This is a genomic window from Streptomyces sp. NPDC002790 (genome assembly GCF_040295505.1).
Lineage (GTDB): Bacteria > Actinomycetota > Actinomycetes > Streptomycetales > Streptomycetaceae > Streptomyces.
In genome coordinates this window covers 1-26856 of sequence record NZ_JBEOVM010000056.1, presented here as the reverse complement: position 1 = coordinate 26856, position 26856 = coordinate 1, and the positions used below count along the sequence as shown (strand labels likewise).

Sequence of the window (26856 nt, the reverse complement as noted above, 5' to 3'; positions counted from 1 at the left end):
CGCGAGCATATGTCATGTGAACGGTGGGTGGTGTAGATGTGAAGGAATTGTGGGTGGGTCAGGGTGTGTGGATCGACGCCCCCGGCCCCAGCGGTATGTCGAAGCCGTAGAAGATGCCGAGCACGGCCAGCCACGCCACGAGGAACGGCACCACGAAAACCGACAACCTCGAGAGCAGGGAGCCGAGTTGGGCCTCCGGCTCGTAGCGTCTGAGGACCGTGAGGAGCAGGAAGACATAGGGGTTCAGGGGCGTGATCATCTGGGTGGCCGAGTCGCCGATGCGGAACGCGGCCTGGGTGACCGCCGGTTCCATGTGGAGCAGCATGAAGGCCGGGACGAAGACCGGGGCCACCAGGGACCACAGCGCCGAGCCCGACGTGATGAACAGGTTCAGCACGCAGACCAGCAGGACGAAGGCCACCAGGCCCAAGTAGCCCGTCAGGCCCACCGATTCGAGCAGCGCCGCGCCCTTCACCGCGAGCAGCGTGCCCAGGTTCGTCCAGTCGAAGACGCCAATGACCTGCGCGATGACCAGGATGAGCACGATGTACGCGGACATGCCCGTGATCGCGTCGGCCATCATGCGCGGCACGTCCTCGAAGCGCGTCACCGCCTTGACCGTACGGCCGTAGACCGCGCCGGCCAGCAGGAACGCCACGAAGAGGAGCGGGACGATGCCGTCGAGGACGGGGGAGGGGACCAGCGATCCGCCCTCGCCGCGCAGCGGGGAGCCGGGCAGCAGCCAGCAGGTGAGGACCACGGCGGCGTAGGCGAGGACCGACAGGCCCGCGCGGAGCATGCCCCGGCGCTGGAGGGCGGTGACCTCCGTGGTGACTTCGCCCGTGGTGACGTCTGCGTCCGTCCCGGTGCCGTCCGCGGTCGGCCAGGGCAGTCGCGGTTCCAGGATCCGCGAGATGAGGAAGCCGCCGATGAGGGCGAGGATGACGCTGGCCGACGCCGTGTAGAAGTAGTTGATCAGGATGTGCGTCGGGGCGTCCGCGCCCTGTGGGAGGACCTGCGCGGCCTGGTGGGTGATGCCGGTGTAGAGGGCGTCGAGCGCGCCGATCGAGAAGCCCGCCGCGTATCCGGCGCACACGCAGGCGAAGCCGCCGATCAGCCCCGCGACCGGGTTGCGGCCCGCGTTCTTGAACACCAGCGCGGCCAGCGGCGGGATCACCAGGATCGCCACGTCGCTCATCAAGTGGGCCTGCGCCGCCACGAAGGCGACCAGGTACGGGAGGAAGGCGCGCGGGGCGCGGGAGATCGAGGCACGCACCACCGTCTCCAGCAGGCCCGTGCGCTCGGCGACACCCACCGCCGCCATCATCAGCAGTACGGTGCCGAGCGACGGGAAGCCCGTGAAGTTGGGGATGAAGTTCTCCAGGAGCCAGACCACGCCGTTCCCGGTGAACACCCCCTGCACCGCGACCGTCTTGTCCTCGCCGGGTATCCGCACCGTCGCGCCGGCCGCCGCGAGCGCGGTGGACGCGGCGCCGACGAGGACGAACAGGCCGAGGAAGAGGAGGACCGGGTGGGGGAGTTTGTTGCCCACCCGCTCGATGCCGGACATGGCCTTGTCGATGAACCCCCGTCTGGTGGGGTCCTTCTCGGGGGCCGGCGCGTGTGTCGTCATGTCCCGAGCCCGTTCTTGCTGAGCGTGCCGCCCTGTGCGACGAGGACGACGTTCCCCGGGTCGGCGAGCAGCGCGATGTCGGCGAGCGGGTCGCCCTCGCACAGCACCAGGTCGGCCCGCTTGCCCGCCTCCAGGGTGCCGATCTCGGCTTCCAGGCCGAGGAGTTCGGCGGCGGAGCGGGTACCCGTGGTGATCGCCTGGAGAGGTGTCATGCCGAGGGCGACGAGGTGGGTGAGTTCGCGCAGGTTGCGGCCGTGCGGGACCATCGCCGCGTCCGTGCCCATGGCGATCTTCACGCCTTCGGCGATCGCCGCGGAGATGTTCTCCTTGGTGATCCCGGACCAGCGGACCTTCTTCTCGTAGTGGTACGGCTCCATGGTGGCCTTGTCGATGCCGTCGAAGACCGTGGAGAGCGTCGGGACCACGAACGTGCCCCGCTCGCCCGCGAGTTCACGGGCCTGCGCCGACATGCCGTAGCCGTGCTCGACGCTGGTGACACCACCGCGGATGGCGTTGAGGATGCCCGCCGTGCCCTGCGCGTGCGCGGCGACCGGGCGGCCGCCGTGCCGGGCCAGCTCCTCGACGACCGTACGGATCTCGTCCTCGGTCAGGCCCTCGTCGTCGGGGTGGTCGTAGGGGCTCGACATGCCGCCGGTGGCACACACCTTGATGACATCGGCGCCCGCGCGCAGCAGCTTGCGCACCGCGAGCCGCACCTCGTCCGGTGTGTCGGCGATCTCGCCCATCCCGGAGCTCGGGTCGAAGCCGCACTCGGTGGCGAAGTCGGCGTGGCCGCCGGTGTGGCTGAGGATGCGGACCGCCGTGTGGATGCGCGGTCCCGCGGTCAGGCCCTGCGCGACGGCCGTGCGGTACCCGGCCGGGAGCCCGCCCAGGTCGCGCACCGTGGTGACACCGGCGTCGAGGGTGGCACGCAGGCGCTCCGCCGTGCGGAACACCTCGACCGTGCTGTCCTGCTCGTAGCGGCGCACCATCTGGCGCGCGGACTCGACACCGAGGTGGACGTGGGTGTCGATGAAGCCGGGGAGGAGGGTGCGACCACCGGCGTCGATGGTGTGTACGCCGGGTTGGGCGTCCGGCGCCGTCGCCGACGGGCCCGCGTACGCGATGAGGCCCTCGGCGTCGACGACGAGCGTGGCGTTCTCGACAGGCGCGGCGCCGGTGCCGTCGATCAGGCGGGCGTTGGTGACGCGGAGCGAGCGGGGCGAGGAAGGCTGTTGGGAACTCATGAGCGAACACTGTCGGATTCGGCGATGACGAACACGTAAAATCGCAGGAACCTGACCTGGTCCACCTAACTGTGCAGGATTTCGGCCACCGTGAGAACGCAGCATTCAGAACTGTCAGAGCCGTCGGAACCGGCCCCGGCGGAGCCCGTCGCCGACCGCACCCGGATCGACGAGCTCGACCTCGCGCTCGTGCACGCGCTTCAGGTCAACACCCGCGCCCCGTGGACACTCGTCGGCGAGGCCCTCGACATCGACCCCGTCACCGCCGCCCGCCGCTGGGAGCGGCTCGCGCGTAGCGGGGCGGCCTGGGTCGACGGGTACCTCGCGCTCGACCGCGACGAAGGGTCGGTGTACGCGCAGGTCGAGATCGACACCGGTGGGCATCTGCCGGAGGACGTGCTGACGTCGCTCGCCGCCGACTCCCGGATGCTCAGCCTCAAGCAGACGTCCGGTGGGCGCGATCTGCTGGCCATCGTGGGCGCCTCGTCGTTCGACGACCTCGCTCGGTACACCGGCGAGCGGATCTCCCGGCTGCACGGTGTGCGCGGCACCCGTATCCATGTCATCACGGCGGTGCCCTTCGAGGGGGCGCAGTGGCGGCTGCGGAGCCTCACGCCGGGCCAGCGCGCGCTGCTGCGGCCCGAGTACGCGGACGCCGGGAGCCCCGTCCCCGATGAGCCGATACGTTCCATCGACCGGCGCATCGCGCACGCGCTCGGCTCGGACGGGCGGATGCCGCTGTCCGGCCTGGCCCGTGCCACCGGGGCGAGCACCGCCACGGTCCGGCGCAGGCTGCGGGTGCTCACCGCGGGCGGGAGGCTCTCGCTGCGGTGCACGCTGGCCCGGCCGCTGACCGAATTCCCGGTCTCCGCCGTCTACTTCGGGTCGGTGCCCGCCGAGAACCTGGACCCCGCCGTGCAGGCCCTGCGCACCCTGCCGGGGCTGCGCATGTGCAGCATCACCGCGGGCACCCACAACCTCATCCTGGACATCTGGCTGCGCACACTCGCCGAGGTGCACACCACGGAGGCCCTCCTCAACCGCCGCCTCGCCGATCTCGGCCTGCGCATCACGGAGCGCGCGGTGGTGCTGCGCACACTGAAGCACGCCGGCCGACTGCTCGACCGGCGCGGCCACAGCGTGGGCGCGGTCCCGCTCAGATCGACCGGAGACTGAGTTCGCGCTCCTCCGCATCGGGATCGAAGCCCACCGGCTCCCAGCGCTTGACGAGCAGCGCGATCAGGCCGAGGACGGGCGCGCCGAGGATCACCCAGTACACCCCCGTGCCGAGGCCGGTGCTGAGGATCGGGAAGAAGAACAATGTGAGCGTCGAACCGAGGCGCAGGACCGCCTGGTTGAAGCCGATGGAGACACCGCGCATGGAGGTCGGGAACCCCAGCGAGGCGTAGCTCATGATGTGTGCGCCGGGACCGAATCCCTGGGCGAACATAAAGGCTCCCAGCATCAGGATGCCCGCCGTGACGACAGCCGTGCCCGACGGCTGCCCGATGAGCGCGAGCACCGAGATCGCGACGAGCTGGATCGCGAAGCCCAGCGTCATCATCGGCCAGGCGCCCTTCGTCGACGCCCAGCGGATGCCGAGCAGTCCGCCGGTCAGCGCGAAGACGAGGTTCAGGGTGAAGGACGACGCGATCGTGGTCAGCGGCCCCTGCGTCATGAGCGTCGCGATGATGATCGGCAGGCCGAACGCGACCGCGTTGTAGCCGAAGGTCTCCGCGAGCCCGACCGCCACCGACTGAATGGTGCGGGTGCGGTACGGGCCCGTGAACAGGCGCGCGTAGGAGGCGAGTCCGGGCCGCCGCGGCCGCTCCGACTTCCCCTCGACGTCATCGGGGACGTACGCCTCCACACCGTACGACTGCCGCAGGATGCTCGCCGCGCGGTCCAGGTCACCTTGGTCGGCGGCCCAGGTCGGGGACTCGTTCATGTACCGCCGGCGCAGCAGCAGGACCACGAGCGCGGGGATCGCGCCGAACCCGACCGTGAAGCGCCACAGCCAGCCCAGGTGGGCGTCCGGCAGCAGGAAGTACAGCGCCATGATGACGAGGTAGCAGCCGCTGGTCGCCGCGTACCAGGCGGGCGACCAGGCGGCCGTGCGCGAGCCCTTGCTGCCCTTGCCGCGCAGCCGGGAGAACTCGGCGAGGAACGCGATGGCGACCGGGATGTCCATGCCGACGCCGATGCCCATCACGAAGCGGGCGCCGATCAGCGTCCACACATCCTGCGCGACCGAGCACACCAACGCCGTAACGACGAAGAACAGCATGTTGGCCATGAAGACCCGATAGCGGCCTATTCGGTCCACGAGCCAGCCACCGACGAGCGCCCCGATCAGCGAGCCGACGCTGATCGAGGCGGTCACGACACCGGCCATCGCGGAGCTGAGGCCGAACTGCTTCGTGATGTCGGGCAGCCCGTACGCGAGCGAGCTGAGGTCGTACGCGTCGAGGAAGATGCCGCCGAGCGCGATGATCACGATCATCCGGGCGTGCTTGCCGCGCGCCGTGCCGGAGTTGACCAGGTCCGAGACGTCGGCCGCGGACCGGATCGCGACGGTTCCCGTCCCGGCGGTCGGGGGTGTGGTGGTGCTCACGGGGGCCTTCCGGTGTGCTTCCGATGGTGCGGGTGGTGCTGGTCGTGCGTTTCGTGGAATCGTATGCAACCACCGGAAGGGCCTCGTCCACTTGTCCGAATGCTGGTCAGTGCCTGTCAGTGCTCGTGTTCCCCGGTGTCCGGCTTGGCGCCCGGTGTCCACTTCGTGGCGGACTTGCCGTTGAGGTCCCACACCACCTTGCCGTCGCGGACGGTCAGCTGGGTGGTGAGCTTGCGGCTGCCGTCGATGCGGAAGCCGAAGCTGTCGACGTAGCCGAACCTGCCCTTGTCGAGGGAGAACATCGCCAGGTCGGCGGGGGCTCCGACCGAGAGGTTGCCCAGGTCGGCGCGGCCGACCGCCTTCGCGGGCTTCCAGGTGGAGGCCTCGACCACGTCCTTCAGCGGCATGCCGAGCGTGAGGAACTTGCCCATGATGTTCGGCATGTCCTTCATGCCGGCGTTCATGCTGGTGATGTGCAGATCGGTGGAGATGGTGTCGGGCGCGAAGCCCTCCTTCATCGCCTCGACGGCCACGTTCCAGCTGAAGCTGCCGCCGCCGTGCCCGACGTCGAACAGCACACCGCGCTCCCGGCCCTTGTGCAGGCCCGAATTGAGCTTGCCGTTGTCGAGCAGCTCGTTGCGCAACCCCGAGTACACATGCGAGTAGATGTCGCCGGGGCGCAGCTTCTCGCCGAGGAGCTGCTCGATCGGCCGCTCCGGGTGGTTGGCGCCGAAGTCGACCATGACGGGGAGGTCCGCCTTGGTGCCCGCCTCGACCGCGTTGTCGACGGCGGCCCAGTCCTTGCCCTCGTAGTGCGCGGTCTTGATGCCGACGACGGTGTCCGGGTACTCGGCCGCGGGCCCCGGCTTCATGTCACTGACGTCCTGCTCGACCTTGGCGCCGCCCATGCCCTTGCCGACGATGTTGAGGAAGGCGAGAACCCGGGTCTGGGACCGGTCGATGATGTTCTTCTTGAACAGCTCGAAGTTGGCCGCGCCGGATGAGCCCGCGTCCACCGCGGTGGTGACACCCGTGCGGAAGGTGAAGCCGTCGGGCGACACCCCGTTCTTGCCGTTCGCGTAGTCGTCCTCGGGGCCGGGGAACAGGTGGGCGTGCAGGTCGATCAGGCCGGGAGTGAGGTACGTACCGGCCGCGTCGACCGTCTGTTTCGCGGCGGAGGAGTCGATGTCCCTCGCCACCTTCGCGATCTTCCCGCCCTTGACCGCGACGTCGCGGACCGCGTCCACGTGGTTCTTCGGGTCGATGACATGGCCGCGCTCGATCACCAGGTCGTAGGCCTCGGCCTTCGCTTTCGCGCCCGCTGCCGAAGGCGCCGAGGCGCCCGCTGTCGCCGCGCCCAGCACCAGCGTCACCGCCGCGGGGAGCACGAGCCAGTGGGCCCGCTGTCTTGCCTCCATGAAGCACTCTCCTTGTACGAGTGGGACGGAATGAGTGGGACGGAATGGGGTCCCGGCGGTCAGATGACGGCGATGCAGTCGATCTCGACCAGCGAGTCGCCGGGGATGCCGGCCGCCGCCGCGATCGTGGTGCGCACGCCCGGTTCGGGGCCCCAGCGGCCGAGGAAGACCTCGTTCATTCCGTCGTAGTCGTCGAGGGTGTTCAGATAGACATTGATCTTCAGCACCTTCGCCATCGAGGAGCCCACGGACTCCAGATAGCGCTCCACCTCGTTGAGTACGTGGTCGGTGTGCGCGCGGATGTCGCCCTCGAAGTGGGCGCCGATGCCGGAGATGAAGACCATCGAGCCGTACGTGACGATCGGGCTGAAGAGCGGGTTCTCCGGTGGCTTCTCGCCGTCGGGGTAGTGCACCTCCTTGCGCGGCTTGTCCGGCTTGCCGTGCCGGGCGTCGGCGGCCGAGGCCGTGCCCGCTCCCGCCACCACGGCCGGTACGGCGGCGACGGCCGCCACTGCGGGGGCCCTGCGGATGAAGTCCCGTCGGTTCGAGGTCACGCGTCCTCCGATGAAGGTGAGAGTGGTTGCGAAGTGGTGCTCAGGACGTGCGGGTCGCCTTCCAGCTGCCCTTGAGGTACTCGCCCAGATCGACGCGTCCGCTCATCGCGTCGCCGGAGAGCTTCCCGGTGAAGGTGTACGAGAGGGAGTCGCCGTGCTCCTCGCCGTAGCTGCTGGTCACCGTCACCTCGTCGGCGCTGACGGACCCCGTGGCGGCGCGCGAGACGATGTCGCCGCGGTGGGTGCCGGTGAGTTTCGCGCCGTCCTGCTTCAGCGTCAGCTTGTGCGCGCTGGAGGCGCCGGCCGCGTAGGTGATCTCCAGGGACCAGGTGCCGCTCGCGTCGACGGCAGGAGGCTTCGGCTTGGCGGGGGCCGGGGGCGGGTCCTTGAGCTGCTTGACGATGTGGTCGGCGATGGTCTTCTCGTCGCCGGGTTCCAGCATGTACGGGGTGATGGCGAGGCCCGATTGCGAGGGCTTCTTGCCGGAGGCCGGGTTGATGGCGATGCGCGGCTCGCCCTCCCACAGGGCGTCCACGATCGTCTGGCCGACGACACCGCGTTTCTCCGCGTCCCAGTACAGATTGAGGGTTGGTGTGCGGTTGGACAGGCCCTCCGGCTGGACGAGTTCGGAGGTGACACCCGGGACGGCGGCGGAGACCCGTTTGGCGATGGTCCTCAGCCATGAAGTCCACCTCGCGTACTCGGCCTTGTGGTCGCGGCGCACCCACATCTCGACGGCCGCGAGCATGCCCATGGCCTCTTCCTTGCCGACCTTGAAGCCGCGCGCGTAACCGTGGTGCGGCGCGCTGTGCACCCAGGCCGCGCGCACCAGGTCCTCGCGGCCGAGCAGGACGCCCGCCGACTGCGGACCGCGCAGCGCCTTGCCGCCGCTGTACGCGACGAGGTCGGCGCCGCGCTCCAGATGGACATTGGGGATGGTGAGCACCTCGGCGGCGGCGTCCACCAGGACCGGCACGTCCTTCGCGTGGGCGAGCTCGGCGATCGTCTTGAGGTCCAGCTCGCTCTCGTCGACGCGGGGCATCGCGAAGACGTAGACCAGCGCGGTCTGCGGGCCGAGCGCCGCCTTCATCTCCTCACGGGTGGCCACCTCGACGACCTTCAGGCCGACCGCGCTGATCGCGGCCTCGTACACGTTCCGGGAGTGCTTCGGGATGACCGCCTCGGTCTTGGCGAAGCCGCTCAGGTCGGGGATCTGGATGTGCAGATCCGGGTTGCCGCCCGCCGTGCAGGCCGCGGACGCGTGTGTCAGGGCCGCCGAGCAGCCGGAGCTGACCATGCCGAACTCGGCTCCGGTCAGCTCGCCGAGTCGTCTGCCGACGCCGTCGGCCAGCTCGTCCAACTGCACGTACTGGCGGGCCGCGCTGTCGATGGCCTCGCGCACCTCCGGCAGGATCAGCGAACCGCTCAGGACGGTGTAGGTGCCACGGCCGTTGATGAGCGGCCGGACACCGATGCGCTCGTAGCCGCCCTTCTTCGCGGCGGCCCCGTCCTTGTACGGGGAGGTCTCCGCGGCCGCCGCCTGCCCCGCGAACAGCGGGCCGAGCGCGAGCGCCCCGCCGGCCGCCGCGCTGCGCCCGAGAATCGTGCGACGTGTGACTGGGTCAGTACGCATCCGAACCCTCAACTTCCGCCTCGTTGACCGGTGTTGGACTTAGGACCTGTCGTTTGGGTCAGGTCCTAACGCTAGGAACGTCGCCGTCCGGCGTTAAGCGCGCCGTGCTGATGCGGGTATTCGCAAGTTGGATGAACCGGGGGATGAGCCGTGCGGGGAGTCTCCCGTCAGGTCCCGGGTGCCTGCCGGTGCCTCCGATGCCTCGATCTCGCGCAGCAACGTGCGTGCGGGAGGTGTCAGTGTCCGGGTGGTGGACCAGTGCACCGCGACCCTGCGCCCGCAGGGCACATCGAGCCTGCGCGCCACGACGCCCGAGGTGTCCGCGGTGGCGACGGCGAGCAGGTTGGTGACACCGATGCCGAGGCCGCTGCGGACCAGCGAGATGAGGGTCTGCGGCTGGTTGGTGGCCTGTACGGCGTTGGGCTCGAGGCCGCGTTCGCTGAACGCGCGGTACGTCTCGAAGCCCATCGCCTCGGACGAGCCGAGCCGGCCGATGGTGATCAGGGGATGCGCGGCCACCGCGGCGAGCGGTAGTGGCTCCGGCAGTTCGGCGAGCAGATGGTCGGGCGGGTGCACCGCGATCAGGCCCTCCCACCACAGCGGCCGCGACTCCACCGAAGGGCCCGGCGGAGGTGCCATGGGGCGCAGGCAGATGTCCACCTCGCCGCTCGCCAGCGCCGCGTCGAGCTCCAGGGTGGAGCGCTCGACCAGCACCACCTTGATGGCGGGGCGGGTTCGTGCCATGCGTTCGAGGAGTTGCGGCACGAACGCGACGCTCGCGCTCGGGTAGCTGCCCAGCGTCACCACCCCGCGCGCGGCGCCGCGGTACCCGGCCATCGCGGCCTCGGCCCCCGCGAGCCGGCGCAGGATGGCGCGTGCGTGCTCGGCGAGGACCGCTCCCGCGTCGGTGGGTGTCACAGGGCGCCGGTCGCGGTCGAACAGCGGCACCCCCGCCTCCCGTTCGAGGGCGGCGACATGCATGCTCACGCGCGGCTGGGAGCGGTGGGTCAGCTCGGCCGCCGCACTGAAGCTGCCGGTGTCCACGACGCCGAGGAAGGAGACGAGCCATTCGAGACGCAGATCGGAACGGAGCATGCCTCTCGTCTACCGTCGCCCGCGCGCCGCGGACCAGAAGGGACCGGCTTTCAGAGGAGGGCCGATACGGTTTCCGAATAGCGTGCGAAGCCGTGAACCCGCCTGCCCGGCAAGCGGGTTCAGCGCGGCGCTCCCCCTGGCGCCCCGATGTGCTCGATCCAGTACTCGCGGGTCAGCGCGTCCACCCCGGCCGGTGCCACCCCGCGCAGATGCACCACATGCCCGTCGGTACCGGCGATCCGGCCGTGCTTCTGCAACTGCAGGATGTGGTACCGCTCGGGCTTGAAGTCGAGTTCGACGTCGACCGCGAACCGCCCTCGGGGGTCGCGGAGTTCGCCCACCCCCGAGTCGACCTTTCCGGTGGCCTGCACGCTCAGCCACACCTGGTAGACGATGACGAGCAGCACCACCACCGCGATCTTCCGCAGCGTGGGACTCTTCGCGGTCCTACGAAGAAGCGACGACGTCGGCGGCACCGTCCTCACCCCCATCCCCTGCCAGCAGTGCGTTGACCCGGTCCACGGTGGCCCGGAATCCCGGCAGCGTCACGGCGGCGTCCCAGCGCCGCGGCCGGGGCAGTTCGACGTCGACGATCTCCCTGACCCGGCTGGGGCGCCGGGAGAGCACCACGACGCGGTCGGAGAGGAACACCGCCTCGTCGACGTCGTGGGTGACGAAGAAGACCGTCGGGCGACGGCTCTCGAAGATGCCGGTGAGGTCCTCCTGCAGCTTGCGCCGGGTCTGCGCGTCGATGGAGGCGAACGGCTCGTCCATGAGCATCACCGCCGGTTCGTTGGCGAGTACGCGGGCCACGCCGAGCCGCTGCTGCATGCCGCCGGACAGTTCGTGCGGATAGCGGTGCTCGAAGCCCCCGAGGCCGACCAGGTCGAGGAACTCCCTTGCCCGGTCGGCGCGTTCGGTCTTCGCCACGCCGCGCATCCGCGGCCCGAACGCGACGTTGCCGAGCACCGTCTTCCACGGGAAGAGCGCATGGCTCTGAAACACCACACCTCGGTCGGGGCCGGGGCCGTGCACGGGCGCGCCGTCCACGGACACCGTGCCGCCGCTCGCCTCGACGAACCCGGCGACGATGTTCAGGACGGTGGTCTTGCCGCAGCCGCTCGGCCCGAGGACCGACACGAACTCGCCCTCCTGGACGCCGAAGGAGACCTCGTCGATGGCTGTCACCTCCTCGCCGCTGTAGGCGTCGGCGTAGGCCTTGCGCAGCTTGCTGATCTCCAGAGCGGTCATCCGTCTGCCTCCAACGTCCTCACCATTCCCCAGCGTTCGACGGTCGCCCGCTCGAACGGGGCCAGAATCAGCGCGTCCAGCGCGTACCAGAGCGCGCCGAGGACGACCATGCCGAGGAAGACCTGGCTGATGTCACCGACCCGGCGCGCGTCGAACATCATGTAGCCGATCCCGCTGGTGCCGACGATGATCTCGGCGGCCACCAGCGCCCGCCAGCCGTAGCCGAGCCCGGTGCGGACGCCGCCCGCCACCGAAGGCAGCGACCCCGGCACGATCACCTCGACGAACACCCGCCACCGCCCGGCCCCGAGGCTCCGCGCCGCCCGCACCAGCTCGCGCGGCACTTGTTCGACGCCTGCGACGACGCTGAGCATCAGCGGGAAGACGATGGTGTAGACGATCACGAAGGTGACGGCGGTCAGGCTGAAGCCGAACCAGACGATGACGATCGGCAGCCACGCGATGTCCGCGATCGCCTGGAAGAACAGCAAAATCGGCCAGAAGAACCGGCGCAACGGGCCGATCATCGCGACCGCGAAGCCCAGCGGCAGGCCGATGAGCAGCCCGAACCCGACGCCGTACGCGAGGCGGGTCAGGGAGTCGGAGAGATAGCCCGGCAGGATGCCCTTCTCCAGGAGGCCGCCGAGCGTGGTGACTACTTCGCCGGGGCCGGCGAAGAACGACCGGGGGAACACCTCGAACTCGGCGAGCAGCCACCACAGGGCGACGACCGGCACGAACGGGCCGAGCGTGCGGACCGTGCCGCTGCGCAACAGGCGCCGCCACATGGGCATCGTGGCCGTGGACAGTGCGGTCATCAGCGGTTCACCCCCGTCATGCCCCAGCGCTCCACGGTGCGCCGCTCAAGAGGCGCGAGCAGCAGCCGGTCCATCAGCAGCCACAGCACCCCGATGATGACCATCGAGGCGATGATGACGTCGGTGCGGAAGTATTTCTGCGCCTGGAACAGGGCGTAGCCGAGGCCCGCGCTGCCCGCGATGATCTCGGCGGCCACGAGCCCACGCCAGCCGTACCCGAGACCCACGCGAAGGCCGGTCACGATACTCGGCAGGGCGCCCGGCAGCAGGATCTCCCAGAACATCCGCACCCGTCCTGTCCCCAACGACCTTGCCGCGCGCAGCAGTTGGACCGGGATCTGGCGCACGCCCAGCATCGCGTTGTACGTCAGCGCGAAGAACATCGCGTTCCACACGATGAAGATCACCGCGCGGTCGCCGTAGCCGAACCACAGCGTCGCCACCGGGATCCACGCGATGCCCGCGAGCGCGACCGAGAACCGCAGCAGCGGCGCGAAGAACGCGGACAGCGCGCGGCTCGACCCGAGGGCGATGCCGAACGGCAACGCGGTCACCAGCGCGAGCACGATCCCGATGCCCATCCGCCGCAGGCTCGCGCCCAGGTGCCGGACCAGGTCACCACTCGCCGCCATGTCACCGAGCGCGCTGGCCACGTCGGTCACCTGCGGGAACACCCGCAGTGGTGTCCCCGTGACGGCCACCGTCACCGCCCACGCGACGGCGAGTACGGCGAGCGGCCCGAGGAACCAGAGCGCGCGGCCGAGCCGGGAGCCACCCCGCTTACGAGGCTCTCGTGCGTGGCCCGACAGGGCGGCCGCCGGGCGCGGGGGAGCCGCCTTCGTCGTCGGCGGGGTCACGACGGGCAGGCCTTCGAGGCACTCGCCCGGTCGAAGTGGTATCCGCCCTTGACGGCCGCCGCCTTCGGTACGTCGGGCAGATCACGGAAGAGCTTCGGGTTGGCCGCCATCACCTTCAGGATCGGCTCCGGGTCGAAGTACTTGTCGACGTCGAAGCCGGACTTGACGGCGCCCTGCTTGGCGAGCAGCCGGGCCTGGGTGTCGAGGGCGAGGTAGTTGCAGGCGGAGAAGCGCGGATCGAGCTGCTTCACGTTGTACTTCATCGCCTCCACGGCCACCGGCTTCTTCGTGCCGGGCAGCCACCGGGTCGCGGAGTCGGCCGCGTCCTTCGGGTTCTCGCGCATCCAATGGTCGGTGCGCGCCCGCGCCGTCAGGAAGCGCTCGACGACCTCGGGGTGCTTCTTCGCGTACGAGGGTGTGGTGACGATGTAGCCGATGAACGGGATGTGCCCGCCGCCGCGCAGCACCTCCTTGGCGCCGTCGACCTGGTCGACGATGGTGATGGGGAACGGGTCCCAGACGATCGCCGCGTCGATGCCGCCGGTCTTGAGGGCGACCGCCATGTCCGGCGGCTCGGTGTTCACGATCTTGACGTCGCCGGTCTTCAGGCCGGCCTCGCGCAGCAGACCGAGCAGGTAGAGGTGGTTGATGGAGCCCTCGGAGACGCCGATCTTCTTTCCGCGCAGGGTCTTGAGGTCCTTGCCGTCCACGCCGGACGCGGCGGTGGTGACGACGGCCATCGTCTCGTCGATGCTCTTCTGGCTGGACGAGCCGGTGTAGTTGCCGACCAGCGACAGGTCGATGCCCTTCTGGGCTGCGGCGATCGCGGGTGTGCCGACCTGGATGAAGTCGACCTCGCCCGCCTGCAGGGCGTTGAGCGCGTCCACGCCGGTCGGGTACGGCTGGGCCAGCTTCACGTTGAGGTTCTGTTCGTCGAAGTACCCGGCCTCCACCCCGGACGGCAGGCCTATCTGGTCGATGGCGGACACATATCCGGCTCTGACGCGGACCGGCGCCGCCGCGCCCGCGCCGGATGCACCCTCCACGGCATCGTCCACGGTGGAACCGTCGGAGCACCCCGCAAGCAGCAGGATTCCCGAGCATGCCGCCACGGCGATGTGGCGTGTGGCGCGAACCATTGGCTTCTCAACTCCTCATCGGACAGGCGTGGTTGACGGTGATGGTCGACGGTCCTTGAGCTCGCTCTCGACGGTGTCGCGGTGCGGGATCGGGGTGACGGCGCCCGGCCCGGTCGTGGTGAGCGCCGCCGCGACCGCCGCGTACCGGGCGGCCTCCGTCGCGGTGGCCCCGGCGAGGAGGCGCGCCGCGAAGGCGCCGTCGAAGGTGTCACCGGCTCCGGTGGTGTCGACCGGGTCGACCGGGTGCGGCGGGATGCGGGTGACCGTCCCGTCGTGAGCGAGGAGCGCGCCCTGCTCGCCCATCTTCAGGACGACGACCGAAGGCCCGCGACGCACGAACTCGGCCACGATGTCGTCCGGCGCCGTAAGCCCGGTGAGCAGCCGCCCCTCGGCGAGGTTCGGCAGCGCGATGTCGCAGAGCTCGACGCTGCGCCAGACCACGGCGCGGGCCCGTTCGGCGGGCCACAGGGCGGGCCGGATGTTGGGGTCGTAGCTGACCAACGTGCCGTTGTCCCGCGCGAGTCGCATCGCGTGGAAGGACGCGTCGCAGGCCGAGGTGGAGATCGCCTGCGTGATGCCGCTCAGGTGCAGGAGGCGGGCCCGGGCGATCGCCTCCTGCGGAATGTCGGCGGGGGTGAGCCGACTGGCGGGGGACTGGGCACGGTAGTACGTGAAGGAACTCTCGGTCGGCGTACGGGAGATGAAGTAGATCCCGGTCCGTCCGCCGGGCTCGCGGATGACGTGCTCCGTGCGGATGCCCTCCCGTTCCCACAGCCGCAGGAAGGCGCCACCGAAGTCGTCGTCCCCGATACGCGTCACGTACCCGGTGTCGACCCCCGAACGTCGGGCCGCCACACAGAAGTTGGAGGTGTCACCGCCGTGTCCGACAGTGAAGGAGGCGCCCGCGTCGACCGGACCCGGCGTATCCGTGGACGTGTTGAATTCGAGGAGGGGCTCGCCCAGCGCGAGGATGTCCATGGCGGCCGGCCTCAGATCCGGTGGTACTTCTCGAGCCCGCCCTGAAGCGACCCCGATTCCAGGATCAGAGCCGTCTGTTCGCGCTCCCTTCGCTCGATCTCCTGCGCCGCGTCCAGTACTTGGGGCACGCGGTCGGCGGGTACGCACACCACGCCGTCGCTGTCCGCGACGATCAGGTCGCCGGGGTACACCCGCGTACCGCCCATCTCCACCGGCTCGTTGAGGCTGACCGTGCGGTAGCGGCCGACGGTGGTGGCCGGGACGCCGCCGCGGGCGTAGACGGGGAAGTGCGGGTAGTCGCGGCGGATCTCCTCGATGTCGCGCACACCCGCGTCGAGGACCGCGCCCGCGACGCCGTTGGCGACGGCGCCCGCGCTCATCAGGCCGCCCCACACCGCGACGTCGGCGCCGCCCGCCGCGATGCAGACGACGCTGCCCGGCGCCGACTCGTCGATGGCCCGCAGCGCGTGCTCCGGCGGGGCGGGCTCGGGCGAGGGGACCTCCAGGACGGTGACGGCCGGGCCGACGAGCTTGCCGGGCAGGACCTGGCGGATGGTGCCGGAGAGGTAGCCGTGCGCTCCGAACTGCTCGACCGCGTCGGCGACGGACGCCGTGGCGATCGAGCGGAACGCCTCGATGGTCTCGGGGGAGAAGGAGTTGGCCATGCGGTATGTGCTCCTGTCCATGTCGGCGAATCGACTGGGGCAACCGTAGGAGCGCACTGATGGCCCGTCAGTGCTCGCTCGCGAATGCTGCTATTCGACTAGCGGATGGCGCGGGCACGGCAGGGGCGGCCCACGGCCAGGTCGGCCCCGGCAGCCGGTCGAGACACTCCCGTACCGCCGCGACCGCGGGTGACTCCTCGCCGGTCCGCCACCAGGTGGCGACCGCCCGCTCGCAGCCCGCGTCGCGGATCGGCACGAGAGCCACGCCCTCGGTGTCGGCGGTGGTCATGGCGAGCGCGTTGGTGACACCGACGCCGAGCCCGTGCCGGACCAGGGAGATCAACGTCTGCGGCTGGTTGGTGCGTTCGCTGATCACCGGCCGCAGGCCGAGGTTGGCGAAGGCGAGGTTGGTCTCGTACTGGCGGCTGTGCCCGTCGTCGCTCTCCCCGATGCTGATCACCGGCTGGGTCACCGTCTGCGCGAGCGCCACCTCGTGCGCGCCGGCCAGCGGATGGTCGGCGCGGAAGACCGCGACGAGCGGCTCGCGCCACAGCACCCGGTTGGCCACCCGGTCGGAGCTGACCAGCGGGTGCAGCGGTCTGACGGCCAGGTCGACGCCCCCGTCGCCCCCGTCGGCGAGTCGTTCGCCCAGCTCCAGGCTCGGCCCCTCGTGCAGGACGAGCCGCACCCGCGGATACGCGGCGCGCAGGGCCCGCACCGCCCGCGGGTACAGGTGGGCGGCGGCGCTCGGATAGCAGCCGAGCCGGACCGTCCCGCACACCGCCCCCTCGGTGCTCTGTGCCATCAGGTCGAGCCGCCGCAGGATCTCCTCGGCGTGCGGAAGCAGTCCCCGCCCCTCGGGGGTGAGTGTCGCGGGCTGCACGGAACGGTCCACGAGCCGTCGCCCCACGAGCCGCTCCAGCGCGGCGATGTGGCTGCTCACCCGCGGCTGGGAGCGGTAGAGGGTCTTGGCGGCGGCCGAGAAGCTGCCGTGCCGGGCGACCGCCACGAAGCTGACGATCCAGTCGATGCGGTAGTGGTGCACGCTTGCGAGGTCCATGACGCCTCCAGTTACCGAGATCGACCGGAACGCTACCCTCGGTGAGCCGTCAAAAGAATGGTGCGTGATCACCTCATCCGCCGTCCTTCTCGGACATCAGCGGATGAACCGGTCCACGTACTCCGCGCCGAGCCCCACCTTCGCGTAGTGCTCCCGGCACATCTCGATCTTCGTGAACGTGTCCTCGTAGCCGATCTGGACGCCGTCCTCGTCGACGTACGCCATCGCGCCGGTGATGTTGAAGAACGTGATCATCTCGGCGCAGTCCTCGGGCACGGCGAGCGTGTGGATCTCGCCGGGCGGCTCGTAGACGAAGTGGCCCGCCTCGGCGACCCACTCGTGCTCGTAGTAGTGCCACTTGCCCTTGATGACATAGCCGAAGACGACCCCCGGATGCCGGTGCCGGGACACGATGCCGGACGCGGTCACCTTCAGCAGGTTGCACCACTGCCCGGTCACCGTGTTGAACATCAGCGGCCGGAACCATACGTTCGGCGCCTGCGGCACCCACACCCGCTCGTCCTCGGGCAGCGCCGCCAGGGCGATCTCCGGCGGCACGACGGAGGAGACGGGAATGACCGGCCCTCGACTCTGTGACATGGCGTTACATCCCTTCCTGTATACGGCAGTTGGCGCGCCGACGCTCACGCGGCGAGATAGCCGCCGTCCACCGCGAGCACGGCGCCCGTGATGAACCCGGCGTCCGGGCCCGCGAGGAACGCGACGGCCCCCGCGATCTCCGCGGGCGTGCCCCAACGCCCCATCGGGGTACGGTCGATGATGCGGCGGCTGTTCTCCGGGTCCTCCTGCAACGCGGCGGTGAGCGGGGTGCGGATCCAGCCGGGCGCCACCGCGTTGACCCGGATCCCCTGGCCCGCCCAGGCGATCGCGAGGGACTTCGTCAGCTGCATCACCCCGCCCTTGCTGGAGCTGTACGCGGGAACCTTGGGGCCGCCGAAGTAGCTCAGCATGGAGGCTACGTTGACGATGCAGCCGCCGGTCCCGGCGAGTGCCTCGCGGGCGGCGACGCAACTGCGCATCGTCCCGGTGAGGTTGACGCCGACGACGTCGGCGAAGACTTCCGGGTCGTACTCCCGGCCACGGGCGATCACCCCGGCTGCGTTGACCAGTACGTCGAGCCGGTCGAGCCCGCCCAGGAACGCGCCGAGCGCGTCCGCCCGTGTGACGTCGAGCTCCACGGCCCGTACGTCCGGGGGGAGTTCCCCCGTGCACCGGTCCGCGTCGAGTCCGCCGACGACGACCTCGTCCCCGTCGGCGGCGAAGCGCCGCGCGATCGCGGCACCGATGCCACTGGTCCCGCCGGTGACCACCACGGTCCGTCCACCGGGCCCCGCCACCTCGTCCTGGCGCACGTGTGCCCCCTTCTGCGTCCGGCTCGGAAACGATCGCGAGCGCGATCGTTCCGAGTCGACCACGGCGGGTGTTCAGGCGTCAGTTCTCATACGTGGGCGGAATGAGGGCCATTCGGATGCTGTGGAGGAGCGTGTTCGCGGCGCGGCAACTCACCACTCCGCGAACGATCCGTCCCCGTGTCGCCACACCGGGTTGTGCCAGCCCGGCGCCGAGTCGCTCGCCGCGCGGACCGCCTTCTCGTCGATGCGGACGCCGAGGCCCGGCAGGGTGGGGCGGGTGAAGTGGCCCGCGTGGAAGCGGAAGACTTCGGGGTCCGACACGTAGTCGAGGAGTTCGGAGCCGTTGTTGTAGTGGATGCCGATGGACTGTTCCTGGATGAGGAAGTTCGGTGTGCAGAAGGCGAGTTGGAGGCTCGCCGCCAGGGCGACGGGGCCGAGCGGGCAGTGCGGGGCGACCAGTGCGTCGAAGGTCTCGGCGAGGGAGGCGATGCGTCGCGACTCCGAGATGCCGCCCGCGTGCGAGAGGTCCGGCTGTACGACAGCCACGCCCGACTGCAGGGCCGGAAGAACCTCCGTGCGGGAGTAGAGGCGCTCGCCCGTCGCGACCGGTGTCGTCGTCGAGTCCACCACGCGGCCGATGCGGTGCGTGTACTCGGGGAGGACCGGCTCCTCGACGAACATCGGGCGGTACGGGGCGATGGCCTCCGCCGCGCGGACCGCGCCCGCCACCGTGAACCGGCCGTGGAAGTCGACCGCGAAGTCGCCCTCGGGGCCGAGGACTTCGCGGGCCACCGAGGCGCGGGCCGCCATGGCGTCGAGTTCGGCGACGGTCGGAAGCCGGTTCGTGCGGCCCGCACCGTTCATCTTGATCGCTGTGAAGCCCGCAGCCGACTGTTCGGCGATCTGGTCGTGCAGCTCGGCCGGTTCGTCGCCGCCCACCCAGCAGTAGGCGCGCACCCGCTCGCGTACGGGACCGCCCAGGAGCTGGTGCACAGGCGCGTCGTACGCCTGGCCCGCGATGTCCCACAGCGCCTGGTCGAGGCCCGCGACGGCGCTGGAGAGGACCGGTCCTCCCCGGTAGAACGACCCCTTGGTCATCAGTTGCCAGTGGTCCTCGACACGCAGCGGGTCCGCGCCGACGAGGAGCTGGTCGGCGAGTTCGTGGACGGCCGTACGGACGGTGTCGGCGCGTCCCTCCACCACGGGCTCGCCCCAGCCGACGAGACCGTCGTCCGTCTCGATCCGGCACAGCAGCCAGCGGGGCGGGACGGCGAAGGTCTCGACTCGGGTGATTTTCAAACCAATTGCTCCCTTGCTCTGTGACGCGGGACTACTCCTTGACGCTGCCCTCGGTCAGACCCGTCCGCCAGAAACGCTGGAGGACGAGCATCGCGAAGGCCAGCGGGATGACGGAGACGAAGGCGCCGCCGATGGTGTACTGCGTCAGCTCCGGGACCCGGTCGGCAGCCTGTTGCCAGGTGACCAGGCCGAGCGTGATCGGGTACTTCCGGTCGTCGGAGAGCATCACCAACGGCAGGAAATAGTTGTTCCAGATGTGCACGAACTGGAACAGGAAGACCGTGACGAGCGCCGGCGTCATGATGCGCAGGACGAGCGTCGCGAAGATCCGTTCCTCACCCGCGCCGTCCACCCGCGCCGCCTCAAGCACGGAGTCGGGGATGGACGCCTCCGCGTAGATCCGGCAGAGGTACACCCCGAAGGGGCTGACGATGCTGGGGATCAGGACCGCCCAGTACGTGTCCGTGAGGTGCAGCTTGCTGAAGAGCAGGTACAAGGGGAGGGCGAGGGCCGTCGAGGGGAGGAGGACCCCTGCCAGGACGAATTTGAACACCGCCTCGCGGCCCCGGAAGCGGTACTTGGCGAGAGCGAATCCGGCCGCCGCCGAGAACAGTGTGGCGAGCACCGCGCCGACCCCCGCGTACAGCACGGAGTTCAGCGCCCACTGGACGTAGATGTGGCGGTCGTAGGAGAAGACGTTGCCCAGGTTGTGCAGCAGCTGGGGGTTGTCGAACCAGAAGCCGAACGAGCCGTAGAGGCTGTCGTTGTTCTTCGTCGTGGCGACGATCAGCCAGTACACGGGGACGAGGAAGTAGATCGCGGCGAGGGTGAGAACCGCGACCAGCACGATCCGGCCCGGCGTGAGACGCCGTGGCGGCCTGCCGGCCGGTGTGGCGGCGGGCGTCTTGACGTCGGCGGTGTCGACGGCGCTCATCGCTCGCTCCTCTGCTTGCGGGTGACGAGGCTCAGGAAGCCGAAGGACAGGACCATCGCGACCACCGCGAGGATCACCGATTTGGCGGCGGCCACATAGATGTTGGCGTTGGAGAAGGCGTCGAAGTACGCGCTGAGGTTCGGCGTGTAGTCGGGGATGACGGCCGGCGCGATCTTCTTGAGGACCAGTGGCTCCGCGAACAGCTGCATCGTGCCGATGATGGAGAACACGCAGGTGAGGACGAGGGCCGGGCGGACGAGCGGGATCTTGACGCGGAGCGCGATCTGCCAGGGACCCGCCCCGTCGATCTTCGCCGACTCGTACAACTCCTGGGGAATCGACTGGAGTTGGGCGACGATGATCAGCATGTTGTAGCCGGCGAACTCCCAGATCACGATGTTCGCGATCGACCACAGCACGTTGTCGGGGCCGAGGAAGTCCGGCTGGAAGCCCAGGTCGCCGAGCAGCTCGGTGATCGGGCTGATGCCGGGGACGTACAGGAAGCCCCACAGGATCGTCGCGATGACGCCGGGGATGCCGTACGGGAGGAAGTACGTCGCCCGCATCAGGCCGGCCCAGCGGTCCGATATCTGGTCGAGCAGCAGGGCGAGGCCGAGCGAGAGCAGCAGCATCACCGGGACCTGCACGATCCCGAAGAGCAGCACCCGGCCGAAGCCCTCCAGGAAGGCGTCCTGCTGGAGCGCGACGGCGTAGTTGTCGAGGCCGCCGAAGACGACCTTCGGGGAGCCGAGTCCGAGGGGTCCCGAACGCTCGACCTTCAGCAGGCTCTGGTAGATCGCGTAGAACACCGGAATGATCATCGCGAACAGATAGACCGCGAGGAACGGGCCGAGGAACATCCACGCCTTGCGGTCGGGCCTGGCCCGGCGGGCGCGCCGCCCGCTCGTGACGGGCACGGCGGCGGCGTCACGCCCGGTGCCGGGCGCCGCGGACTTCACGGGTGATGTCGTCATCGTGCGCTCCTCGCCTTGAGCCCCTTGGCCTTGAGGTCGTCGACGAACTTGGTCTGCGCGTCCTTCAGGGCGTCCACGAACGTGCCCTTGCCCGCGAGGGCCAGCGCCAGGTTGTCCTGGATGTGCGTGAAGGACTGCGTCGTGGTCGGCGCGTACCGCCAGGAGGTGTCGACGTTGCGGTCGGAGACCTGGAACACCTCGTTGTAGCGCTGGCCACCGAAGAACGGGTCCGGTTTGCCGAGCGGAGTCCTCGGCAGGTCGATTTTCGCGGCGGGCCAGCCGTATCCGGCCTCGATCAGCAGCTTCATGCTGTCCGGGTTCGTGTTCAGCCAGTGCGCGACCTTCAGCGCCTCGACCGGGTGCTGAGAGCCCTGGAGGACCGCGGTGGAGGAGCCGCCCCAGTTCGATGAGGCGTGCGCGCCCGCCTCCCACTGCGGCAGTTCGGACACCGCCCATGTGCCCTTGGTGCGCGGGGCGTTGCCACGGATCAGGGCGTCGTACCACTGCGCGCCCGGCCACGTCGCCAGCTGTCCGGTCTGCAACCCCTTGTAGAAGGCGCTCTGCGCGTCCTGCGTCTGGAGCACGAAGCGGTCGCGGACCAGTCCGTCCCAGTAGTCGGCGACCTCAAGCGACTCGGGGGACGTGAGGTCGACGACCCAGGTGTCGCCCTCGGTACGCACCCAGTGGGCGCCGCGCTGCCAGGGGAAGGAGGCGAACCACTGGGCGTTGGAGGGCGGGAAGGCCGTGATGTACGAGCCGTGCTTCTTGGCCTTCTTCGCGGTGGCGCGGTACTCGTCCCAGGTGCGGGGGACGTCGGCGTCCCACTTCTCCAGGAGGTCCTTGCGGTAGAAGAGGCCCATGGGTCCCGAGGCCTGCGGGATCGCGTAGGTGCCGCCCGCGAAGACGCCCTGCTTCCACTGCCAGTCGACGTAGTGGTCCTTGAGCTTGTCCGCCCCGTACTCGCTCAGGTTCGTCAGGCCGCCTTCGAGCATGAACTCGGGCAGCGCGTAGTACTCGACCTGGGCGAGGTCCGGCGGGTTGCCGGCCTTCACGGCGGCGTGCATCTTCTGGTAGCCGCCGGAGGTGTTGGCGGGGACCATCTGGGCGACGACCTGAATGTCCGGGTTGCGCTTGTTCCACAGGGCGACGGCCTTTTGCAGGGGCACCCAGGTCCAGAGGCGGAGGGTGACCTTTTGGCCCGGTTTACGGCCGTGGTTCGTTGTTTTGCGGGCGGCGCCGGCGGATTCGCCACAAGCCGCTAGGGCGGGGGTGGCGGCGGTTGCTGCGGCCCAGGTGAGGACTTTGCGCCGGGTGGGTGGTTGGGGCATCTGACCTCCTTGTCAGGTGCGGGTGCGGGTGCGTGTGCGGTGGCACGGGGTTGCGGTTGCGGGGCGCTGCCCCGGACCCCGCGCCTCAATCGCCGGCGGGGCTTGAAATGCACGGGGCTCAGCTCTGAAGGACCGCTACACCTCGGGCCGGAAGAGTGACGTGAGTGGCGGGGGCCGAGTCGGTGGTGAGGCGGTCTTGCATCGGTGTCGGCAGCTGGACCGTTGTCTCGGCCGCGCCGTGGTTCAGGAGGAACAGGAAGTGGCCGGTCTCACCCTCGCGCACTGTGGCCTGTACGTGGTCGGGGAGGTTCGGTAGGACGGGGTGGACGCCGGCTGCCTCGCGGGCCCCGTCCAACAGGGTGCGCAGGGCTGTCGGGGCGAGGCGGGTGGCGAGGTACCAGGTGGTGCCTTCGCCGTATGTGTGGCGGGTGATGGCGGGGCGGCCCGCGAGGTCGCCGTCCTTGAAGACGGCGACGGCGGCCGCGCCCTCCAGGTCGATGGCCTCGGACCATAGATCGGCCGTACCGTTCAACTCGCCACCCACCGTGAGGTGTTGGTCCACGTCCAGTGGCCAGAACTCCTCCGTACGGATACCGAGCAGTTGCCGCAAGTGGGCCGGGTAGCCGCCGAGTTCGACCCGGTCGCAGTCGTCGACGATTCCGGAGAAGAAGGACACGACCAGGTGCCCGCCGCCCTCTACGTAGTCCGCGAGCCGCTCGGCGTTCTCCTGGCTGAGCAGGTACAGGTTCGGCACGACGACGAGCTTGTACGCGGCGAGGTCGCGGTCCGGCGGGACGACGTCGCACGGCACACCCGCGTCGAACAGGGCCCGGTGGTGCGCGAGGTTGATCTCGGACTGGTTGAGTGCCGTGGAGGGGTGGGAGTCCAGCTCCAGGGCCCACCAGCTGTTCCAGTCGGTGAGGAGGGCGACGTCGGCGGTCGAGCGGGTTCCCGCGATCTCGGGGAGCGACGCCAACTCTCTTCCCAGGTTTGAGACTTCGCGGAAGATGCGGGTGTCGGTACCGGCGTGCGGAACCATCGCCGAGTGGTACTTCTCGGCTCCGCCGCGCGACTGGCGCCACTGGAAGTAGAGGACCGCGTCGGCTCCCTGCGCGACGGCCTGCCAGCTCCACAGGCGCATCCGGCCCGGCTGCTTCGGGCTGTTGCGCGGGCGCCAGTTGACCGCGCTGGGCGCCTGCTCCAGGAGCAGCCAGGGCTGCCCGCCGCGCGCCGAGCGCATCAGGTCGAAGTTGTACGCGGCGGTGAGGTGGGGGTCCGACTCGTACGGGTCCTGGTAGTGGTCGAGCGCCATCACGTCCATGTGCTCGGACCAGGCGAAGGCGTCGACCGGCTTGTGGTTCGGCATCAGGTTCGTGGTGATCCGCACGTCCGGTGTGACGCGGCGCAGCACCGCCTGCTCGGCGAGGTAACACTGGCGCAGCGCGTCGTCGCTGAAGCGCCAATAGTCCAGCTGCTGGGCCGGGTTGGCGAAGGTGGGGGCGAGGCGCGGCGGCAGGACCTCGGCGAAGTCGTCGTAGCGCTGCGACCAGAAGGCCGTGGACCAGGCCTCGTTGAGCGCGTCCACGGATCCGTAGCGCTCACGCAGCCAGCGGCGGAAGTCGGCGGCGGACACGTCGCAGTAGCACTGGCGGGTGTGGCAGCCGTACTCGTTGCCGATGTGCCAGGTGTCCAGGGCCGGGTGGTCGGCGTAGCGGGTCGCGAGCCGTTCGACGAGGCGGGTGGCGTGCTCCCGGTACACCGGGCTGGAGGGGCAGTAGTGCTGGCGGCCGCCGGGCCACTTGCGCCGGCCGTCCTCGGTCTCCGGGAGGACCTCCGGGTGCAGGCGCGACAGCCACGGCGGCGGCGACGCGGTCATGGTGGCCAGGCAGACCCGGATCCCCGCGTCGGCGAGGTTGTCCATGACGCGGTCGAACCAGCCGAAGTCGTAGGCGCCGGGCCGGGGTTCGACCTTGGCCCAGGAGAAGATCCCGGCCGTGACCATGGTGACCCCGGCTTCCTTCATCAGCCGGGTGTCCTCGGCCCAGACCTCCTCGGGCCACTGCTCGGGGTTGTAGTCGGCGCCGAAGTGGAGCATCGCACCTCACTCGATCCGTGGGAGCCGCCGGCTGTGCCAGGCGGTTGTGCTCGGTCTGTTCAATCCATTAATTAGGAATTAACGTGGCGGAATCTAGAGGTGGGGGGTGAGGCGGTCAACCCCTCTGCACAGCCGAACAGTTGATGATCATGTTCCGAGTCGTCGGAGCAGCCGTAGGGGTAGTCGTCGGAGCCAGGAGGCAGCCCATGAGAGTTCCGAGTGTCACCGACCGCTTCGCCGGGCGCACCGCCATCGTGACCGGCGCCGCCGCGGGCATCGGCGCCGCGACCGCGCGCAGGCTCGCCGCGGAGGGGGCGGCCGTCGTGCTCGTCGACATCGACGAGCGGCACGGGGCCGGGGTGGTCAAGGAGATCGAGCGGGGCGGTGGACGCGCCGCGCTCGTGCCCGCGGACGTCGCCCGCGAGGAGTCCTGGCAGGAGGTGCTGACCGCCGCGCGCGCCTTCGGCCCCGTCGGGGTTCTGGTCAGCAACGCGGTGAAGATCGAGGTCGCCCCCGCACACGAGACCTCGCCCGAGTCGTGGAACCGTCAGCTGTCCATCGGGCTCACGGCGGCGTTCCTCGGCGTGCGGACCTGTCTGGACGACCTGCGGGAGCAGGAGGGGGCCGTCGTCCTGGTCTCGTCCGTGCACGCCAGGCACGGCATCCCGGGCCATCCGGCGTACGCGGCGGCCAAGGGCGGTCTGCTCTCCCTGAGCAGCCAACTCGCCGTGGACTACGGCCCGTTGGTGCGGGTCAACACCGTCCTGCCGGGGCCGATCCTGACCGGGGTGTGGGACCGGGTGCCGGAGGAGGAGCGGGCGGCCAGCGTCGCCGGGACCGCGGCCCGCCGGTTCGGCAGCCCCGACGAGGTGGCGTCCGCGATCGCGTTCCTCGCGTCGCCCGAGGCCTCGTACGTGACCGGGGCGAGCCTGGTGGTCGACGGCGGGTGGAGCGTGGTGAAGTCGTCGGCGTGAACGCATGCCGTACGTGGGGTGAACTCCCGCCGCCCCAAGGATACTTGGTGGGCCGAGACGTCGAGAGAACAGCAGGTAGGACATGGCGGGGTACGCGCGCCGCGGGGTGCACGGGCAGACCGTGGAGACCATCGCGCACCGGGTGCTGAGCGGCCGGATCGGGGAGGGGGCCACCCTCGACCTCGGCGCGCTCCAGGACGAACTGGGCGTCAGCCTCACCGCGTTGCGGGAGTCCTTGAAGGTGCTCGCCGCGAAGGGCATGGTCGACGCCCGGCAGAAGCGCGGCACGTTTGTACGGCCCCGCGCGGACTGGCATCTCCTCGACGCGGATGTGCTGCGCTGGCAGTTCGAGTCGCTGGACGGGGGCGTCGCGGGGGGCGCGGGCAATCCGCTGCTCGGCGATCTGGACGAGGTGCGCGGCATCGTCGAGCCGGCCGCGGTGCGGCTCGCGGCGTGCCGCCGTACGCAGGACGATCTGGATGCGCTCGACGCTGCGCTGGCGGCGATGGGGGAGGTGGGGGAGGTGGCCGAGGGCAGTGCGGCGCGTGCGGTAGAGGCGGACCTGGCCTTCCACGGCGCGCTGCTCCGGGCCTCCCACAACGAGCTGCTGGAGCGCATGGACCTGGTGATCGCGGCGGGGCTGGCCCACCGCGACCGGCTCGTGCACGGTACGGGGCGTCACCCCAGGGACCCGGTGCCGAGTCACCGCGCGGTGCTGGATGCGGTGCGGGTGGGCGATGCGGATGCGGCGGAGGCCGCGATGCGGGTGTTGCTTGCGCAGGCGGCGCGGGATCTGGGGCGGGCCGGATCAAGCCCCGCCGGCGATTGAGGCGATCCAGCCTCGCCGGCGTTTGAGGCGCGGGGTCCGGGGCGGAGCCCCCCGTCCGCAACCCAGGCGCCCCGGCCGCCGCCCCCGG

The 26856-nt window shown here is 70.1% G+C and carries 25 protein-coding genes; 3 read left to right on the top strand and 22 right to left on the bottom strand.

Features of this window, described 5'->3' with window-relative positions; genetic code table 11:
- Window positions 1-58: 58 nt before the first annotated feature.
- Complete coding sequence (locus tag ABT004_RS23085) at window positions 59-1633, bottom strand: AbgT family transporter (RefSeq protein WP_351339991.1); 1575 nt, start codon at window positions 1631-1633, stop codon at window positions 59-61.
- Window positions 1630-2880, bottom strand: coding sequence for a metal-dependent hydrolase family protein (locus tag ABT004_RS23080; RefSeq protein WP_351339988.1), 1251 nt, complete (start codon window positions 2878-2880; stop codon window positions 1630-1632). Before ABT004_RS23080 ends, ABT004_RS23085 begins: the two co-directional genes overlap by 4 nt.
- A 90-nt stretch (window positions 2881-2970) precedes the next feature.
- On the opposite strand from ABT004_RS23080, the gene ABT004_RS23075 reads away from it, so the two are divergent.
- Window positions 2971-4056: an Lrp/AsnC family transcriptional regulator gene (locus tag ABT004_RS23075; protein WP_351339985.1), complete on the top strand. Its 1086-nt coding sequence runs from the start codon at window positions 2971-2973 to the stop codon at window positions 4054-4056.
- Here ABT004_RS23075 and ABT004_RS23070 read toward each other — a convergent pair.
- The 20 genes from ABT004_RS23070 to ABT004_RS22975 form a co-directional block, all read right to left on the bottom strand.
- Window positions 4037-5494, bottom strand: a complete 1458-nt coding sequence (locus tag ABT004_RS23070; RefSeq protein WP_351339982.1) for an MFS transporter — start codon at window positions 5492-5494, stop codon at window positions 4037-4039. The two genes, ABT004_RS23075 and ABT004_RS23070, sit on opposite strands and share 20 nt — an antisense overlap.
- Window positions 5495-5610: 116 nt before the next feature.
- Window positions 5611-6912, bottom strand: coding sequence for an amidohydrolase/deacetylase family metallohydrolase (locus tag ABT004_RS23065; protein ID WP_351339979.1), 1302 nt, complete (start codon window positions 6910-6912; stop codon window positions 5611-5613).
- A 59-nt stretch (window positions 6913-6971) separates the two neighbouring features.
- The gene (locus tag ABT004_RS23060) at window positions 6972-7466 is read right to left on the bottom strand and encodes a RidA family protein (RefSeq protein WP_351339976.1); all 495 of its coding nucleotides are present in this window, start codon (window positions 7464-7466) and stop codon (window positions 6972-6974) included.
- 40 nt (window positions 7467-7506) lie between these two features.
- Window positions 7507-9099 (bottom strand): aminotransferase class V-fold PLP-dependent enzyme, encoded by a 1593-nt coding sequence (locus ABT004_RS23055; RefSeq protein WP_351339973.1) that lies wholly within the window; start codon window positions 9097-9099, stop codon window positions 7507-7509.
- A 93-nt stretch (window positions 9100-9192) separates the two neighbouring features.
- Window positions 9193-10194: a LysR family transcriptional regulator gene (locus ABT004_RS23050; protein ID WP_351339970.1), complete on the bottom strand. Its 1002-nt coding sequence runs from the start codon at window positions 10192-10194 to the stop codon at window positions 9193-9195.
- A gap of 119 nt (window positions 10195-10313) precedes the next feature.
- Window positions 10314-10670, bottom strand: coding sequence for a hypothetical protein (locus ABT004_RS23045; RefSeq protein ID WP_351339968.1), 357 nt, complete (start codon window positions 10668-10670; stop codon window positions 10314-10316).
- Window positions 10642-11445, bottom strand: a complete 804-nt coding sequence (locus ABT004_RS23040) for an ABC transporter ATP-binding protein (RefSeq protein WP_351339965.1) — start codon at window positions 11443-11445, stop codon at window positions 10642-10644. Before ABT004_RS23040 ends, ABT004_RS23045 begins: the two co-directional genes overlap by 29 nt.
- On the bottom strand, window positions 11442-12263 hold the full coding sequence (locus ABT004_RS23035; RefSeq protein WP_351339962.1) for an ABC transporter permease: 822 nt from the start codon (window positions 12261-12263) through the stop codon (window positions 11442-11444). The genes ABT004_RS23040 and ABT004_RS23035 overlap by 4 nt, the downstream gene beginning before the upstream one ends.
- Window positions 12263-13120, bottom strand: coding sequence for an ABC transporter permease (locus tag ABT004_RS23030; protein WP_351339959.1), 858 nt, complete (start codon window positions 13118-13120; stop codon window positions 12263-12265). Before ABT004_RS23030 ends, ABT004_RS23035 begins: the two co-directional genes overlap by 1 nt.
- Window positions 13117-14259, bottom strand: a complete 1143-nt coding sequence (locus ABT004_RS23025; RefSeq protein WP_351339956.1) for an ABC transporter substrate-binding protein — start codon at window positions 14257-14259, stop codon at window positions 13117-13119. The genes ABT004_RS23030 and ABT004_RS23025 overlap by 4 nt, the downstream gene beginning before the upstream one ends.
- Window positions 14260-14274: 15 nt before the next feature.
- Complete coding sequence (locus ABT004_RS23020; protein ID WP_351339953.1) at window positions 14275-15237, bottom strand: sugar kinase; 963 nt, start codon at window positions 15235-15237, stop codon at window positions 14275-14277.
- An 11-nt stretch (window positions 15238-15248) separates the two neighbouring features.
- Window positions 15249-15923 carry an RraA family protein gene (locus tag ABT004_RS23015; RefSeq protein WP_351339951.1) on the bottom strand — a complete coding sequence of 225 codons (675 nt, stop codon included), beginning with the start codon at window positions 15921-15923 and terminating at the stop codon, window positions 15249-15251.
- A 46-nt stretch (window positions 15924-15969) separates the two neighbouring features.
- On the bottom strand, window positions 15970-16962 hold the full coding sequence (locus ABT004_RS23010; RefSeq protein ID WP_351339949.1) for a LysR family transcriptional regulator: 993 nt from the start codon (window positions 16960-16962) through the stop codon (window positions 15970-15972).
- Between the two features lie 96 nt (window positions 16963-17058).
- The gene (locus ABT004_RS23005) at window positions 17059-17562 is read right to left on the bottom strand and encodes a 2,4'-dihydroxyacetophenone dioxygenase family protein (protein WP_351339948.1); all 504 of its coding nucleotides are present in this window, start codon (window positions 17560-17562) and stop codon (window positions 17059-17061) included.
- A gap of 44 nt (window positions 17563-17606) precedes the next feature.
- Window positions 17607-18335, bottom strand: coding sequence for an SDR family NAD(P)-dependent oxidoreductase (locus tag ABT004_RS23000; RefSeq protein WP_351339946.1), 729 nt, complete (start codon window positions 18333-18335; stop codon window positions 17607-17609).
- Between the two features lie 150 nt (window positions 18336-18485).
- Window positions 18486-19634 (bottom strand): galactonate dehydratase, encoded by a 1149-nt coding sequence (gene dgoD, locus ABT004_RS22995; RefSeq protein ID WP_351339943.1) that lies wholly within the window; start codon window positions 19632-19634, stop codon window positions 18486-18488.
- 31 nt (window positions 19635-19665) lie between these two features.
- Window positions 19666-20568, bottom strand: coding sequence for a carbohydrate ABC transporter permease (locus tag ABT004_RS22990; RefSeq protein ID WP_351339941.1), 903 nt, complete (start codon window positions 20566-20568; stop codon window positions 19666-19668).
- On the bottom strand, window positions 20565-21428 hold the full coding sequence (locus ABT004_RS22985; RefSeq protein WP_451190362.1) for a carbohydrate ABC transporter permease: 864 nt from the start codon (window positions 21426-21428) through the stop codon (window positions 20565-20567). Before ABT004_RS22985 ends, ABT004_RS22990 begins: the two co-directional genes overlap by 4 nt.
- 110 nt (window positions 21429-21538) lie before the next feature.
- Complete coding sequence (locus ABT004_RS22980; RefSeq protein ID WP_351339935.1) at window positions 21539-22870, bottom strand: ABC transporter substrate-binding protein; 1332 nt, start codon at window positions 22868-22870, stop codon at window positions 21539-21541.
- A 118-nt stretch (window positions 22871-22988) separates the two neighbouring features.
- Complete coding sequence (locus ABT004_RS22975) at window positions 22989-24965, bottom strand: beta-galactosidase (RefSeq protein WP_351339932.1); 1977 nt, start codon at window positions 24963-24965, stop codon at window positions 22989-22991.
- Between the two features lie 206 nt (window positions 24966-25171).
- On the opposite strand from ABT004_RS22975, the gene ABT004_RS22970 reads away from it, so the two are divergent.
- A complete protein-coding gene (locus ABT004_RS22970; protein WP_351339929.1) occupies window positions 25172-25939 on the top strand; it encodes an SDR family NAD(P)-dependent oxidoreductase in 768 nt (255 codons plus the stop codon).
- An 82-nt stretch (window positions 25940-26021) separates the two neighbouring features.
- Window positions 26022-26768, top strand: coding sequence for a FadR/GntR family transcriptional regulator (locus ABT004_RS22965; RefSeq protein ID WP_351339927.1), 747 nt, complete (start codon window positions 26022-26024; stop codon window positions 26766-26768).
- The last annotated feature ends 88 nt before the right edge of the window (window positions 26769-26856 follow it).

What these genes read in the sequence shown, in the direction of transcription:
- ABT004_RS22965 (WP_351339927.1), top strand. Translation starts at nt 26,022, where the DNA reads ATGGCGGGGTACGCGCGCCGCGGGGTGCACGGGCAGACCGTGGAGACC.
- ABT004_RS23015 (WP_351339951.1), bottom strand. Translation starts at nt 15,923, where the DNA reads ATGGACAGGAGCACATACCGCATGGCCAACTCCTTCTCCCCCGAGACC.
- ABT004_RS22970 (WP_351339929.1), top strand. Translation starts at nt 25,172, where the DNA reads ATGAGAGTTCCGAGTGTCACCGACCGCTTCGCCGGGCGCACCGCCATC.
- ABT004_RS23035 (WP_351339962.1), bottom strand. Translation starts at nt 12,263, where the DNA reads ATGACCGCACTGTCCACGGCCACGATGCCCATGTGGCGGCGCCTGTTG.
- ABT004_RS23080 (WP_351339988.1), bottom strand. Translation starts at nt 2,880, where the DNA reads ATGAGTTCCCAACAGCCTTCCTCGCCCCGCTCGCTCCGCGTCACCAAC.
- ABT004_RS22985 (WP_451190362.1), bottom strand. Translation starts at nt 21,428, where the DNA reads ATGTTCCTCGGCCCGTTCCTCGCGGTCTATCTGTTCGCGATGATCATT.
- ABT004_RS23085 (WP_351339991.1), bottom strand. Translation starts at nt 1,633, where the DNA reads ATGACGACACACGCGCCGGCCCCCGAGAAGGACCCCACCAGACGGGGG.
- ABT004_RS23055 (WP_351339973.1), bottom strand. Translation starts at nt 9,099, where the DNA reads ATGCGTACTGACCCAGTCACACGTCGCACGATTCTCGGGCGCAGCGCG.
- ABT004_RS23050 (WP_351339970.1), bottom strand. Translation starts at nt 10,194, where the DNA reads ATGCTCCGTTCCGATCTGCGTCTCGAATGGCTCGTCTCCTTCCTCGGC.
- ABT004_RS23025 (WP_351339956.1), bottom strand. Translation starts at nt 14,259, where the DNA reads ATGGTTCGCGCCACACGCCACATCGCCGTGGCGGCATGCTCGGGAATC.
- ABT004_RS23010 (WP_351339949.1), bottom strand. Translation starts at nt 16,962, where the DNA reads ATGGACCTCGCAAGCGTGCACCACTACCGCATCGACTGGATCGTCAGC.
- ABT004_RS23005 (WP_351339948.1), bottom strand. Translation starts at nt 17,562, where the DNA reads ATGTCACAGAGTCGAGGGCCGGTCATTCCCGTCTCCTCCGTCGTGCCG.
- ABT004_RS22990 (WP_351339941.1), bottom strand. Translation starts at nt 20,568, where the DNA reads ATGAGCGCCGTCGACACCGCCGACGTCAAGACGCCCGCCGCCACACCG.
- ABT004_RS22975 (WP_351339932.1), bottom strand. Translation starts at nt 24,965, where the DNA reads ATGCTCCACTTCGGCGCCGACTACAACCCCGAGCAGTGGCCCGAGGAG.
- ABT004_RS22980 (WP_351339935.1), bottom strand. Translation starts at nt 22,870, where the DNA reads ATGCCCCAACCACCCACCCGGCGCAAAGTCCTCACCTGGGCCGCAGCA.
- ABT004_RS23065 (WP_351339979.1), bottom strand. Translation starts at nt 6,912, where the DNA reads ATGGAGGCAAGACAGCGGGCCCACTGGCTCGTGCTCCCCGCGGCGGTG.
- ABT004_RS23020 (WP_351339953.1), bottom strand. Translation starts at nt 15,237, where the DNA reads ATGGACATCCTCGCGCTGGGCGAGCCCCTCCTCGAATTCAACACGTCC.
- ABT004_RS23040 (WP_351339965.1), bottom strand. Translation starts at nt 11,445, where the DNA reads ATGACCGCTCTGGAGATCAGCAAGCTGCGCAAGGCCTACGCCGACGCC.